Origin of the sequence: Melissococcus plutonius ATCC 35311 (assembly GCF_000270185.1) — a bacterium.
Classification (GTDB): Bacteria; Bacillota; Bacilli; order Lactobacillales; family Enterococcaceae; genus Melissococcus; species Melissococcus plutonius.
On record NC_015516.1, the window covers coordinates 558,633 to 573,054 of the forward strand.

Sequence of the window (14,422 nt, forward strand, 5' to 3'; positions counted from 1 at the left end):
GGTGTGTTTTTTCATATGTCAAGAAAGACAAAAGTACTTATATTATTAGCTGTAGATAGTTTGATTATTTTTTTTGTGAATCTTTTTTCTCATTTTTATTTATTGTCTTATATCAAAATATCTTCCTCGTTATTTACAATGATAGTTCTAATAAATATTATTTTTTACTTATTCTGGGGATTTGTTTTTAATGTGTTTACGCGAATTAATAGATATACCAATACAAAAGAAATTCGCGCAATTTTTTTAAGTATGACTGCTGCTTCAATTTGTGAATTTTTTTTACTTTTGTTATTAGATTTAAACGATGATTATCGTTTTGTACTACTCACCTATTTAGTAGCTAATTTTTTAATTATAACTAGTCGTTTAGTATGGTGTACGATCATAGAAGCTAAAAGTAAAAGCAAAGTACATGGTAATCAAGTATATCCTAAACAAACATTGATTATAGGTGCAGGTGAAGCTGGACAACTTTTATTAAATAGTTTACATACTTCTGCAAAAAATAGTGGAATTAAGGTGATTGGGTTAATTGATGATGCGCCTGATAAATACCATACTTACTTATCAGGAGTTAGAGTATTAGGAAATACAAAACAAATTCCAAATATTATAAAAGATTATGATATTGAAATGTTAACTTTAGCAATACCTTCTATTCATCCTGAGCAATTAAAAAGAATTTTAGATATCATTACACCGCTTGGCTTGCCTGTCAATTCGATGCCAGATTTAGAGGAAGTTGCCTCTGGAAATATTACAATTTCTAGATTAAAAGAAATAGATGTTATAGATCTTTTAGGACGAGAAGAGGTTCAATTAAATATTGAGCAAATCAAAGATCAATTATCGAATAAAGTTATTTTAGTTACAGGTGCCGGTGGTTCCATTGGTTCTGAGATTTGCCGTCAAGTGATGAATTTTAATCCAAAAACATTGATTTTATTAGGACATGGTGAAAATTCTATTTATCTTATTGAAAAAGAACTACATAATACTTTCCAGCATACTTCAACTGAAATTATTCCAATAATTGCTGATATTCAGGACAAGCAACAAATGGTAGAAATTATGAAAAGATTTCATCCACAAATTGTTTATCATGCAGCCGCTCATAAACATGTTCCTTTAATGGAATACAATCCACAATCTGCTATTAAAAATAATATATTTGGTACAAAAAATACTGCTGAGGCTGCAAAAGCAGCAAATGTTGCTAATTTTGTTATGATTTCAACGGATAAAGCAGTAAATCCACCTAATATTATGGGAGCGACAAAACGAGTTGCTGAATTAATCATTACAAACTTAAATAAGACAGGGAATACAAAATTCTGTGCCGTTCGTTTTGGAAATGTACTTGGAAGTCGGGGAAGTGTCATTCCCTTATTTAAAGAACAAATCAACAAAGGTGGTCCAATTACCATTACTGATTTTCGAATGACACGTTATTTTATGACTATTCCTGAAGCGAGTCGTTTAGTGATTCAGGCAGGTGCCTTGGCTAGAGGGGGAGAAATTTTTATTTTGGATATGGGTGATCCTGTGAAAATTATTGACCTAGCTAAAAATATGATTAAATTAAGCGGTTATAAAGAAAACGAAATTAAAATTATCGAAACAGGAAGTCGACCTGGCGAAAAATTATATGAGGAATTATTGGTAAATAAAAAGAAAAATCATAAACAGGTATTTGATAAGATTTTTATTGAAGATATTAGAGGTTCCTTTCCAGATGAGGTTTTACCATTTGTTGACAATTTATCAATGGCCTCTAAATCTCTTGCAGAAGACATCATTCGTTTTGCCAATGCCTCAAGTCATTAGGAGGAAACAGAAATGTATAAACAATTCTTCAAAAGAATCATTGATTTTATCTTAGCATTGATTGGAATCATCTTACTCTCTCCTATTTTCTTAATTATAACGATTATCATTAAATTTGATTCAAAAGGCCCCGTATTATTTACACAAAGAAGAGTGGGAAAAGACAAGACCTATTTTAACATCTACAAGTTTCGAACAATGACGGTTGATACACCTAAAGAAGTACCTACCCATTTATTAGAAAATGCTGAATGTTGTATTACTAGAAGTGGAAGAATTCTTCGGAAAACTAGTTTAGATGAATTACCTCAACTTTTTAATATTTTAAGAGGTGATATGGCAATTATTGGGCCACGTCCAGCTTTGTGGAACCAATATGATTTAATAGAAAAAAGAGATAAATACAGAGTCCATACCATTCGACCGGGATTAACGGGGTTAGCACAAATTAATGGTCGAGATGAATTATCCATTGAGTATAAAGTAAGATTGGATAGAGAATATACAAATAATCTTTCCTTTTTTACAGATCTACAATGTTTTTTTATGACATTTAAATTAATTTGGATAGGTACCGGAATTATTGAGGGGAAGATGGATCATCTAACAGAGGAAGAAAAAAAGAATTCGGAGACGTAGAGATGAAGAAGATTTTAATTACAGGAAAAAACAGTTACATAGGAACATCATTTGAGCAATGGATGAATGAAAAATTTAATCGTTCATACCAAATAGATACATTAGATATGAGAGATGTACAGTGGCAACACCATGATTTTTCTTCTTATGATGTTCTTTTTCATGTTGCAGGAATTGCTCATGCCGATATTTCGAAGGTAACTGAACAAGAAAAGCAACACTATTATAAAATAAATCGTGATCTGACAATTGCTGTAGCTCAAAAATATAAAACAGATAGAAAAGAACAAAGTAGTCAATTTATTTTTATGAGTTCGATTATTGTTTATGGTGAAGAAATCAGTATACATAAAAAAAGAGTCATTACTAAGAAAACAATCCCCAATCCATCTAATTTTTATGGAGATAGCAAATGGCAAGCTGAACAGGGATTACAATTGTTAGAAACAGAAAACTTTAAACTAGTTATTTTAAGACCACATATGATTTATGGAATAAATAGTAAGGGAAATTATCGGCAACTAGAAAAAATAGCGATGAAAACACCCATTTTTCCTAACATCAAGAATGAGCGTTCAATGTTATCAATTGAAAATCTATGTCAATTTATAAAAGATACAATTGATCAAGGAGCTCAGGGAATCTTCTTTCCACAAGAAAATACTTATATAAAAACAAGTGAAATGGTAAAACAAATTGCTCAAACTAATGGTAAAAATATTTATTTGTTTTCTGGATTGAATTGGTTTGTTAGATTACTAGGTCATTTTCCTGTTAAGATTGGTAAATTGACCAATAAAGCATTTGGTAATTTGGTTTATGAACAAGAAGAATAATCAGAAATAAATAATTAGGAATATAGTCGAAAACGAATGATAGGTTACTTGGGGAGTTAATGGTGATAAAAACAAAAAAAGATAAAAAGCACTTATTAGTTATTAGTCAATATTTTTATCCAGAACAATTTAGAATTAATGACATGTGTGAAGAATGGGTAAAAAGAGGATATAAAGTAACAGTAGTCACTGGAATTCCTAACTATCCAGAGGGACGTTTTTTCTCTGGTTACAATTGGTTAAAAAGAAGAAAAGAAAAATACAAAGGAATTGATATTATTCGCATCCCTTAATCTCTAGAGGAAACCATACAGTAATGTTAATACTAAATTATTTATCTTTTGTACTTTCTGGCTTTTTTTGGGCACACTTTACAAAAATAGAAGCAGATAAGGTATTTATTTATGAAGTTTCACCAATGACACAAGCGTTACTAGGTATTTGGTATGCTAAAAGAAAAAAGATTGATTGCTATATTTATGTAATGGATTTATGGCCAGAAAATATTGAAAGTATTACTGGAATTAAGAATCCGCTTATCATTGGTTTGTTTTCCAGGATGGTACATTATATCTATAAAAATTCTTCAAAAATATTTACTGCTTCAAAAAGTTTTATTGGTGAAATCAAAAAAAGAAAAATAGAAGAAGAACGTCTGGTTTTCTTACCTCAATATGCAGAAGATTTTTATATTCCTCAAAAATCTAGGACAAATGAGATTCTGCTAGATGATCGTTTTAATTTAACCTTCGCTGGCAATATCGGTGAAGCACAGGAATTGAATATTTTGCCTGATGTAGCTTGTGTTTTAAAGCAAAATAATTTACTGATTCGCTTTAATATTATTGGTGATGGCCGATATAAAAAGCAATTAATAAAGGAAATTGAATTAAAATCTATTTCTGAATATTTTAATTTTATTGATAAGAAGCCTGCAAAAGAAATTCCCTATTATCTCGCCAATAGTGATGCTGCATTGATTTCTTTAGCTAAAAGTAGTGTATTTGATAAAACAATACCAGCAAAGACACAATCCTATTTAGCTTGTGGTATCCCTATTATTGTTTCTGCAGATGGTGAAATTCAAGAGGTTATTAAGGAAGCAAAAGCTGGATTTATAGGTGATTCTGGTGATGTTAGCCAATTTGTTACAAATATTCGAAAAATGATTTGTTTAACAGAACAAGAGAAAAAACAACTAGGTAAAAATGCGTATCAGTATTATCAATCAAATTTTGCAAAAGAAAAAGTATTTAAATTATTAGATAACTATATGGGAGAAAAGTAGTATGTTTAACGAGAAAACATTATTAATTACTGGCGGTACAGGATCATTTGGTCATGCAGTGATGGAACGATTTTTACATTCATCGATTAAAGAAATTCGTATTTTTTCTAGAGATGAGAAGAAGCAAGATGACATGCGTAAAAAATATCATAATGAGAAGATTAAATTTTATATTGGTGATGTCCGAAATTTAGATAGTATAAAAAATGCTATGCATAATGTAGATTATGTTTTTCATGCAGCTGCTTTAAAACAAGTACCTTCCTGTGAGTTTTTTCCAATGGAAGCTGTTAAGACAAATATTTTAGGAACCGATAATGTGCTAACAGCTGCTATTGAAGAAAAAGTAAAAAAGGTTGTCTGTTTATCAACGGACAAGGCAGCTTATCCAATTAATGCAATGGGAATTTCAAAAGCAATGATGGAAAAAATATTTGTTGCTAAGGCAAAGAATGATAGTGAGACAGGTACAACTATTTGTGGAACAAGATATGGCAATGTTATGGCTTCAAGGGGTTCAGTTATTCCCTTATTTGTTGAACAAATAAAAGCAAATCAACCACTGACAATTACAGACCCTAGTATGACAAGATTTTTAATGAGTTTAGAAGAGGCAGTTGAGTTAGTTGTGTTTGCATTTATGCATGCAGAAGCTGGCGATATTATGGTCCAAAAATCCCTCGCTTCAACGATCAATGATCTAGCACAAGCAATAAAGGAATTATTTCAAGTAACAAATAAAGTTAAAATCATTGGAACTAGGCATGGTGAAAAGCGCTATGAAACATTACTTACAAAGGAAGAATATAATATTGCTAAGGATATGAATAATTTTTACTGTGTGCCAGCAGATAAAAGAGATTTAAATTATGATAAGTATTTTGTTGAAGGTAGTCATGAATTGACAAAAGAAAACGAATATAATTCTGATAATACAAGGCAATTAACAATTGCTCAAATAAAAGAAAAATTACTTGAATTAACCTATATCCAAGAAGAATTAAGGTTGTGGAATAAATGATAAATATTTTGGTAACAGGTGCGGCAGGCTTTGTTGGAAAAAATTTAGTTGCAGAATTAAAAAATAGTAATAAATATACAATCTTAACATACGACGTAGAAACACCGATAGAACTATTAGACAATTATTGTCAAAAAGCTGATTTTGTCTTTCATTTAGCTGGAGTCAATCGACCTAAAAATGAAGAAGAATTCATGGCAGGAAACTTTGGTTTTACCTCTGAATTGTTAAATAAGTTAGATTATTATGAGAATAGATGTCCAGTTATGTTGGCTTCTTCTATACAAGCGAATCAAGAAAATCCATATGGTCGAAGTAAACGGGCTGGAGAAGGACTATTACAACATTATCATAAAAAAACCGGAGCACCTATTTATATTTATCGCTTTGCAAACTTATATGGAAAATGGTCTCAACCAAATTATAATACTGTAGTTGCTACTTTTTGCTATAAAATAGCACGTGATGAAGCCATTGAGATTACTAATCCAGATACTACTCTTCAGCTATGTTATATTGATGATGTTATTGCTGAACTCATACGATGTCTTAACGATCATCCAACACAGAAAAATGGCTTTTGTGAAGTCCCTGAAATTGATTCATTAACACTTGAACAATTAAGTGAGCAATTGAAAAAGTTCAAAAAAAGTAGAGAAACCTTAGAAATACCGCAATTGGATAATCGGTTGGAAAAAAATCTCTATAGTACTTATTTAAGCTTTTTACCAACCAATGCTTTTGCGTATGATTTAACAATGAATAAAGATGAACGTGGTTCATTTACAGAATTCTTGAAAACACCAGATAGAGGACAGGTGTCTATTAATATCTCTAAACCTGGAATTACGAAAGGAAATCATTGGCATCATACAAAAAATGAAAAATTTTTAGTCGTTAGTGGTGAAGGTGTTATTCGGTTTAGGAAAATTGACACAGCAGAAGTAATAGAATACTTTGTTTCAGGTGAAAAATTGAGCGTTGTTGACATACCTGTTGGTTATGTTCATGCTATTGAAAATCTAGGACAACAAGACTTAGTAACAGTTATGTGGGCAAATGAACGATTCGATCAAGATCAGCCAGATACTTATTTTTTGGAGGTTTAACAAATAATGAATAAATTAAAAGTTATGACTGTGGTTGGAACCAGACCTGAAATTATCCGATTATCAGCTGTTATTCATCAATTAGAAAATTCAAAAGCCGTCGATCATATCTTAGTTCATACAGGGCAAAATTATGATTATGAGCTAAATGAAGTTTTTTTTAAAGATTTTCATTTACGAAAACCTGATTATTTTTTGGATGCTGCAAATAAATCAACTCCTATAGAAACGATTGGGAATATTTTGATTAAAATTGATCCTATTTTGGAAAAAGAAAAACCAGATGCCTTTTTAATTTTAGGAGATACGAATAGTTGTTTATGTGCAATTGCTGCTAAAAAGCGTCATATTCCTATTTTCCATATGGAAGCTGGTAACCGTTGTTTTGATCAGCGTGTTCCAGAGGAAACGAATCGGAAAATTGTGGATCATTTGTCTGATATTAACTTAACTTATAGTGATATTGCTAGAGAGTATTTATTAAAAGAAGGCATACATGCAGACCAAGTTATAAAAACAGGTAGTCCTATGTATGAAGTATTAAATTCTCATAAAAAAGATATTGAAAAATCAAACATCCTTGAACAATTAGCTTTAAAAACAAATCAGTATTTTTTAGTTTCTGCTCATCGAGAAGAGAATATCAACTCAGAGCAAAATTTTTTAAATTTAGTCGATACATTGAATACTATTGCAGAAATTTATACATTACCTATTATTGTCAGTACCCATCCCCATACCATGCAAATGATTAAGGAAAAGAAGATTCATTTCCATCAAAAAATTCAATTGATGAAACCGATGGGATTTAACGACTACAATAAATTGCAAATCAATGCTAGAGCAGTATTAAGCGATAGTGGAACAATCAGTGAAGAAGCATCCATTTTAGATTTTAAGGCATTAAATATCCGCCAAGCTCATGAACGTCCAGAAGCTATGGAAGAAGCTTGCGTCATGATGGTAGGTATGCATAAGGAACGTATTTTACAAGGATTAGAAATATTGCAATCTCAAGAACAAATGACATTAAGACCAGTAACAGACTATTCAATGCCAAATGTTTCGGAAAAAGTATTGAGAATTATTTTATCTTATACTGATTATGTAAATCGGATAGTGTGGTATAAATGAGGATATTATTAATTAATACTGTTTGTGGTATTGGAAGTACTGGTAGAATGTGTACAGATATTTATGATATTTTGGAAAAAAATGGACATGAATGTTGTATCGCTTATGGCAGAGGTAAAAAAGTTCAGGAAGGAATATATAAATCCTATAGAATTGGGACAAATTTCTCAATTTATTCACATGTTTTTGCAACCCGACTGTTTGATAAACAAGGATTTGCATCAAAAACAGCGACACGAAAATTCATAAATTTTATTGATCAGTATGATCCTGATATTATCCATCTACATAATGTTCATGGTTATTATCTAAATATTGAACTGCTATTCCACTATTTAAAATCATCAAAAAAAAGAGTGATTTGGACTTTGCATGATTGTTGGACATTTTCAGGACATAGTGCTACTTTAGATTTTGATGAGCAGAATAATTTAGAGGTATTTCCAAAGGAACGTTCTGAACTTTCTGAATATCCAGCTACTTGGTTTTTTGATCGCTCTAAAAAAATTATTTAAAGAAGAAGGAACTTTTTAGTCATTTAGAAAATCTGACAATTGTTACACCTTCAAACTGGTTAAAAGAATTATTAGAAGTCACCTTTTTTGCACATTATCCAGTAAAAATTATTAATAATGGTATTGATTTAGATAAATTTAAATTACAAAATCCTGAGCAATTAAAACAAAAATTAGGTTTATCGAATCAAATAATTATTTTGGGAATTGCTAGTCGATGGGTTGAGAAGAAAGGCATTAGTTACTTTAATGAATTAGCAGCTAAATTACCAGAACAATTTCAAATTATTTTGGTAGGTCAAAAGGATAAAATAGCAATCAACGAGAAAATTATTCATATTGAACAAACGAATAATATTGATGAACTTGCTGCTTTTTATTCATTAGCAGATATATTTTTGAATCCTACATTGGCAGATAATTTTCCAACGACCAATCTAGAATCCTTAGCTTGTGGAACACCAGTGATTACTTTTCGAACAGGAGGTTCTCCAGAAACAATCGATGATACTTGTGGAAGAGTTACCTTAGAAAAGAGTTCAGATGCCTTGTATCAAACGATTCTAGATGTATTGGCCACCAATTTTTCATCTAAAGCTTGTATTTTGCATTCAAAACGTTTTGATAAGTGGAATGCTTATGGCCAATATTTAAGATTATATAATAATGATATATAATCTTAAATATTATTTTTTAATTTATATATAGATATTTTCGATAATTTATTTACAATTTATTCAAATTTGCAATTTTATTGTAATGGTAATTAAAAAATCTTGATAAGAAAGGATGGGATTTTATTTTAAAGAAAAGTTCTTTATATAGGTGTTTTGCATTAATTGTTGTTTTATTGTATCTATTTTTAGTACCACCATTAGGAGGAACAATTAAAATAGAAGCTATAGTAGCTGTTTTGATTGGTGTTGGATTGGTTGTTAAATCAAGAAATTGTATTCCTTTAATGGTGGCTATGATATTTATTACTTACTGCATTTATAGTATTGTTATGGGGGAATATATAGCTACTAGTAGTCATTTAGGTGTTCCATTAACTGAGGTAAGGACACAGGAGATATATTCTACAACGTTAAGAATATTATTATTTTTATCTATAATTTTTATTTTTTTCCAAAAAAAATAAATCATTTGTTCATATTAAAACCTAAAGATAATATTTTTGTCTTTAGTTTTATAATTATGATTTTAGTATATATAGGAATATTTGGTATTGATCGAACAGTTCAAACACATTATATGGTTAGAATATCTTCATTATATGAATATTCAGTTATTTTGTTTTTATTTGCCTACTATTCATCAGGAAATAAATTAGTAAGAAAAACAGTTATTGGACTATTAATGATTGCCTTCATTTTTCAAGATTATTATTATGGTGGTCGGATAACTTCTTTACAAATTATTTTACTAGCCATTTCAACCTTATTAAATGGTATGATTACAAAAAAGTTGGCATTAATAGGCAGTATAGTAGGGATTTTTGTAAATAGTTTGGTAGGTGTTTATCGAAATTTAATTCACTTTGATTTTATTGCAGCCTTTTTGAATCTTAAAAATCAGTTATTTGTTTTTGATACTCCCATTTATGCTTACTATGCCTCTGCAACACATGTGGCAACAATTAATTATACAAATATCTCTTTATCTGAACGTTTTCAGTCAGCTGCTAATTTTATTTGTTCAATCTTTTTAGGTTCAGAAGAAAATTCAGGAAATATAACAAAGTATGTTAATGATCATTACTATATTAATGTAGGTGGAGGAATATTTCCTACGCATTTCTATTTTTGGTTTGGTTGGTTAGGCGTAATTTTATCTGCCTTAATTGTTGTAGGAATTCTAAAAATAACATTAAAAACGAACAACACCTTAACTATGTTAATTAGCATTTCTATAATTACAACAATACCAAGATGGTTTTTGTATACTCCTTTATCTTTATTTAGGAATATTTTTCTTATCAGCATCTTTTATTGTTTATTCATTTTAGGATATAAATTTACCACACAAACATCTATTAGATTATCTCATTAATTTTTTGTTTGATCTGTTTTACAGTCATATTAGAAACTTAAGACAATTTAATGAATTTATCTTATTGAATACAGTTTAATCATCAAAACAACTGATAAATTTGTTTGAAAAATACCAGAGTATTTGTTAGCTCGATTTTATAAAAATGTTATAAAGAATAATAAAATTATTTTATTCAATCCATTTAATCACAATTTTCTCAGTTGATTTAATGATTATTTGTTATTCAGAAGATAATAAATATAGAAAAAATATTTATCAAAAAAATTAAAAATTAATATTATTTGATGAAGTAATTGTATTAGAGAACATATATTATTTTAAATTTTTTCTATATTAAAGTAGTATTTTTTATCGCTAACATATTGAACTGTTAGTATAATTCTGAATTTGATAATATTTTATATAATAAAATAGTCAATTATTTAATATAATCTAATTTTAAGAATTGTCGTTTTAATCAGAGTACTCAATCGTGTGTTTACAAACAAGGTTATATGAAAAGATGCGGCCATATACTTTTCTATTAACTGAATCATTAGTTTTTTAGATGATTATGTAGATAGTTACTTGAATGAGAATATTTCAAATCTAAAAAATCTATGGTTTTTAAACTTAATCAATTAAAACGATAGCAAAATTTTAGCTACACATTTATGTTTATTTTTATCTTGTTTTTTCAGGAAGGCTATCTTATTCTAAAATTTAAATGGTAGAGTAGATTACTAAATTAGAAAGTTTTAAGAGGTAAAACGATGCAAAGAAAATCTAGACTAGAAAATTCTATTATTAATTCTAGTGTATCAACTATTATATTCATTCTAAACATTTTTATAAAATTTATTCTACAAGGTGTTTTTATTCACTATTTAGGTGCTGAGTATCTTGGCCTAAAGGGACTATTTACAAATATTTTAAGCATGCTTTCTTTAGCTGACTTAGGGATTGGTACTGCCATTGTTTTTTCGTTATATAAACCATTGCAATTAAATGATATACCTCAAATTAAAGCTCTAGTATATTTATATAAAAAAATCTACAATTTTATTGGTATTTTTGTCTGTCTACTTGGACTTACAATTATTCCTTTTTTGCCCCTAATATTAGGAAAAAATATCAATATACCAAATATTTATTTAATCTACCTGCTTTTTTTAATGAATTCTGTTTTTAGCTATTTTTTAGCCTATAATCGTTCTTTGTTAAATGCTGATCAAAACGGATACTTGAATATTCTTAATAATTTTATTTACCTTATCATTGTAACTATTGGACAAATTTTGATACTTGCCTTGACAGGAAATTATATTTTATTTTTAATCATTCAGGTAGTATGCACAATTGCATCAAACATAGATATTTCTTTTAGAGTGAAAAAAAGATATAAGGATGTATTTGATTATCCTGAAACGATAAAACTTAATAATAAAACAATTACTACGCTTAAAAAGAACACAATTGGAAATTTATCAAATAAAATTGGTACGGTAGTTGTTATGGGTTCAGATAATATACTTATTTTGCTCTTTGTTAATTTAACGGCTGTAGGTATCTATTCAAATTATACTTTAATCATTAATAGTATAGGTGGTATTTTTAATCAACTTACTGGTTCAATCACTGCAAGTATAGGAAATGTGGCTGTGACAGATGATGAAAAAACGAGCGTTTCTATCTTTTTTAAACATTATTTTATTAATTTTACTCTGCTTTACTTTTCAACTATTTCAATGATTTTAATGATTCAACCATTTATTAATATATGGGTTGGAAAATTTTATTTATTAGACAATATTACCTTTGCATTGATTATTTTAAACTTTGTAATTACGATGTTTAGAAATACCTCTTTAGTTTTTATAGATGCATATGGTTTAGCATGGATACAACGCTGGAAACCAATAATTGAATCAATACTTAATATTGTATTATCACTAGTCTTTTTAGTTATTTTTAATATGGGGATCAAAGGAGTACTACTAGGCACCATTCTATCTTCTTTAACTTTTATTTCTTGGTATGAACCTTACATAGTATTAAGGTATGGTGTAAAAGAAAAATTTAGTGCCTACATCAAAGTCACAGTTAAGTATAGTTTATCGTTAAGCTTAGGTATTTTAAGTATTATGCCATTAATCTATTTAATTAATGCTGATTCGATATTTGGTATGACTTTACGTGGTATTATTGGCTTTATAATTTCACTATTCATCTATTTTATCTTTTATCTTAAAACAAATGAATTTCAATTCATTCTCTATGTTGTAAAACAATTAAAAATGAGATTGAAAAAACAAAAGGTAGAAAATTAAATATAAGCATACATTTAAGATAATTTTTTAGTTGCCTAGTCTAATTTAACAAATCACCTTAGTATTTTTATTTTGATTGTTTTAATGAATAATTTTCTATCTAACTATCTATTATGAATTAATTTATGACTATTCATTTATTTTAACGTTATTTTTCATGTCTTGTTTACTGATTAGTTAAATAATAGAGTAGATAAATGAATAATATACTTAATAACTTTTGTTATTTATGTTCTTGAAGGGAAGAGTATAGTGAGCCAAAAAGTATCAGTAATTTTACCAATTTATAATGAAAGAATAAAGTGGGTAACTGAAAGCATCCTATCTATTGAGAAACAAACATATAAAAATATAGAATTATTTATAATTTCTGATACCAATGATTCTAAAATAAATAAACACTTAGCATATTTAAAAAATAGGTATACAAATATAAAAATAATTTATAACAAAGAGAATATGGGATTGGTTTATAGTTTGAATAAAGCAATGACCTATGTAACAGGGGATATCATTGCTAGGATGGATGCTGATGATATTTCTCACCCAAATCGGATTGAAAGAGAAATCAATTTTTTAAATGAAAAGCAAGTAGATCTTGTATCTACTCAGGTCAATTTAATTGATGAAAACGATAAAGTATATAGGCGAATACCTAAAAAAGATATGAATTCTAGATTAACAGAACAGCTATTGAAAAAAAATAATATTTTATGTCATCCAACATGGCTGTTAAAAAAAGAGCTCTTTAAGAGTATCAATGGTTATAGAGAAATTAATTTTGCAGAAGATTATGATTTTTCATTAAGAGCCCTTGAAGCGGGCTTCAAAATTGGCATTATGGGAGAAGTTTTACTAGACTATAGAGTAAGGAAGAATAGTATTTCTAGGAAACATACCCTGGAACAATTTTTGGTTGATGAAAAAATAAGAAATGCTTTCTCAAAAAAACAGTTAACAAACCATAATGTAGAACAATTTAATATCAAAATAAGTAAAATAGAAGCAGAAAAATTCAGTAAATTAGATAATGAATTAACCAATTTACTGAATTGGGTACCTAAAAAAGATTGGAAACATTTGTCAACTATTATTATGCTAGCTAAGATTATGTTGAATAAATATTTTAGAAGAAAGTTTATTTCTCTTCTTAATTTTAAAATAACAGAAAGAAAATTAAAGAGAAAAATTACTGAATATTCCTAAACTTTTAAAAAATTATAATAAAGGTATCTAAAATTTATAATAATCGAAAGATAAAATGAAAATTTTAAGTCTAAAAATATTAGACTTAAAGATTCTTCTTATTTTAATAATCTGAAATTGGTTGTTATATAAAATTATTTTAAATTAATAATTTATTTTAGTTTATTATTTGATGATTTTGAGTTTTACTTCTCCACATTTTTTAATAAATTTTCAAGCCTAACTTTTAGTCATGCTAATCAATTGTATTAAGTTGATATATTCTTAACCTATTTACTATTATTTTAGCTAAAAATATATCCAACGAAATATCAATAAATGTTTAATTGTAAAATGCAATAAATATACTATTATTATTAATAGTACATTTTATTTTTAGGTATATTAATTAATGAGAAGGTTCTGTTAACTATTTTTTCTATTTTTCAATTTGGTTTAAAATATTAGTAATTTTAAAATTTATTTTTGATAAATATTTTT

13 protein-coding genes are annotated in these 14,422 nt (G+C 28.1%); all 13 read left to right on the top strand.

The genetic code is table 11. The features are described 5' to 3' along the window. Positions 1–15: 15 nt before the first annotated feature. The 13 genes from MPTP_RS02320 to MPTP_RS02375 all read left to right on the top strand — a co-directional run bounded on the left by MPTP_RS02320 (position 16) and on the right by MPTP_RS02375 (position 13,942). Positions 16–1,830, top strand: a complete 1,815-nt coding sequence (locus tag MPTP_RS02320) for a polysaccharide biosynthesis protein (protein WP_041363469.1) — start codon at positions 16–18, stop codon at positions 1,828–1,830. A gap of 12 nt (positions 1,831–1,842) precedes the next feature. Next, positions 1,843–2,469, top strand: coding sequence for a sugar transferase (locus MPTP_RS02325; protein ID WP_013773441.1), 627 nt, complete (start codon positions 1,843–1,845; stop codon positions 2,467–2,469). Between the two features lie 2 nt (positions 2,470–2,471). Continuing rightward, the gene (locus tag MPTP_RS02330) at positions 2,472–3,305 is read left to right on the top strand and encodes a sugar nucleotide-binding protein (RefSeq protein ID WP_013773442.1); all 834 of its coding nucleotides are present in this window, start codon (positions 2,472–2,474) and stop codon (positions 3,303–3,305) included. A gap of 62 nt (positions 3,306–3,367) precedes the next feature. Then, positions 3,368–3,598 carry a capsular polysaccharide biosynthesis protein Cps4F gene (locus tag MPTP_RS09895; RefSeq protein WP_013773443.1) on the top strand — a complete coding sequence of 77 codons (231 nt, stop codon included), beginning with the start codon at positions 3,368–3,370 and terminating at the stop codon, positions 3,596–3,598. Between the two features lie 23 nt (positions 3,599–3,621). Further along, positions 3,622–4,593: a glycosyltransferase family 4 protein gene (locus MPTP_RS02335; protein ID WP_013773444.1), complete on the top strand. Its 972-nt coding sequence runs from the start codon at positions 3,622–3,624 to the stop codon at positions 4,591–4,593. A gap of 1 nt (position 4,594) precedes the next feature. Continuing rightward, positions 4,595–5,614 carry a polysaccharide biosynthesis protein gene (locus tag MPTP_RS02340; RefSeq protein ID WP_013773445.1) on the top strand — a complete coding sequence of 340 codons (1,020 nt, stop codon included), beginning with the start codon at positions 4,595–4,597 and terminating at the stop codon, positions 5,612–5,614. Then, entirely contained in the window at positions 5,614–6,723 is a 1,110-nt protein-coding gene (locus MPTP_RS02345) for a polysaccharide biosynthesis C-terminal domain-containing protein (protein WP_041363521.1), read from the top strand. Before MPTP_RS02340 ends, MPTP_RS02345 begins: the two co-directional genes overlap by 1 nt. Positions 6,724–6,729: 6 nt before the next feature. Beyond that, on the top strand, positions 6,730–7,857 hold the full coding sequence (gene wecB / locus MPTP_RS02350; RefSeq protein ID WP_013773446.1) for a non-hydrolyzing UDP-N-acetylglucosamine 2-epimerase: 1,128 nt from the start codon (positions 6,730–6,732) through the stop codon (positions 7,855–7,857). Continuing rightward, positions 7,854–8,372, top strand: a complete 519-nt coding sequence (locus tag MPTP_RS09360; protein ID WP_013773447.1) for a glycosyltransferase — start codon at positions 7,854–7,856, stop codon at positions 8,370–8,372. The genes wecB and MPTP_RS09360 overlap by 4 nt, the downstream gene beginning before the upstream one ends. 122 nt (positions 8,373–8,494) lie before the next feature. Continuing rightward, positions 8,495–9,049 carry a glycosyltransferase gene (locus tag MPTP_RS09365; RefSeq protein WP_268746628.1) on the top strand — a complete coding sequence of 185 codons (555 nt, stop codon included), beginning with the start codon at positions 8,495–8,497 and terminating at the stop codon, positions 9,047–9,049. 520 nt (positions 9,050–9,569) lie between these two features. Next, entirely contained in the window at positions 9,570–10,424 is an 855-nt protein-coding gene (locus MPTP_RS02365) for a hypothetical protein (RefSeq protein ID WP_013773449.1), read from the top strand. Between the two features lie 755 nt (positions 10,425–11,179). Further along, positions 11,180–12,736 (top strand): lipopolysaccharide biosynthesis protein, encoded by a 1,557-nt coding sequence (locus MPTP_RS02370; RefSeq protein WP_013773450.1) that lies wholly within the window; start codon positions 11,180–11,182, stop codon positions 12,734–12,736. Positions 12,737–12,988: 252 nt separating this feature from the next. Then, positions 12,989–13,942, top strand: a complete 954-nt coding sequence (locus MPTP_RS02375) for a glycosyltransferase family 2 protein (protein ID WP_013773451.1) — start codon at positions 12,989–12,991, stop codon at positions 13,940–13,942. The last annotated feature ends 480 nt before the right edge of the window (positions 13,943–14,422 follow it).

Excerpts from the sequence above, each read along its gene's own strand:
- MPTP_RS02320 (WP_041363469.1), top strand. The coding sequence starts at position 16 with ATGTCAAGAAAGACAAAAGTACTTATATTATTAGCTGTAGATAGTTTG.
- MPTP_RS02325 (WP_013773441.1), top strand. The coding sequence starts at position 1,843 with ATGTATAAACAATTCTTCAAAAGAATCATTGATTTTATCTTAGCATTG.
- MPTP_RS02330 (WP_013773442.1), top strand. The coding sequence starts at position 2,472 with ATGAAGAAGATTTTAATTACAGGAAAAAACAGTTACATAGGAACATCA.
- MPTP_RS02335 (WP_013773444.1), top strand. The coding sequence starts at position 3,622 with ATGTTAATACTAAATTATTTATCTTTTGTACTTTCTGGCTTTTTTTGG.
- MPTP_RS02340 (WP_013773445.1), top strand. The coding sequence starts at position 4,595 with ATGTTTAACGAGAAAACATTATTAATTACTGGCGGTACAGGATCATTT.
- wecB (WP_013773446.1), top strand. The coding sequence starts at position 6,730 with ATGAATAAATTAAAAGTTATGACTGTGGTTGGAACCAGACCTGAAATT.
- MPTP_RS09360 (WP_013773447.1), top strand. The coding sequence starts at position 7,854 with ATGAGGATATTATTAATTAATACTGTTTGTGGTATTGGAAGTACTGGT.
- MPTP_RS02365 (WP_013773449.1), top strand. The coding sequence starts at position 9,570 with ATGATTTTAGTATATATAGGAATATTTGGTATTGATCGAACAGTTCAA.
- MPTP_RS02370 (WP_013773450.1), top strand. The coding sequence starts at position 11,180 with ATGCAAAGAAAATCTAGACTAGAAAATTCTATTATTAATTCTAGTGTA.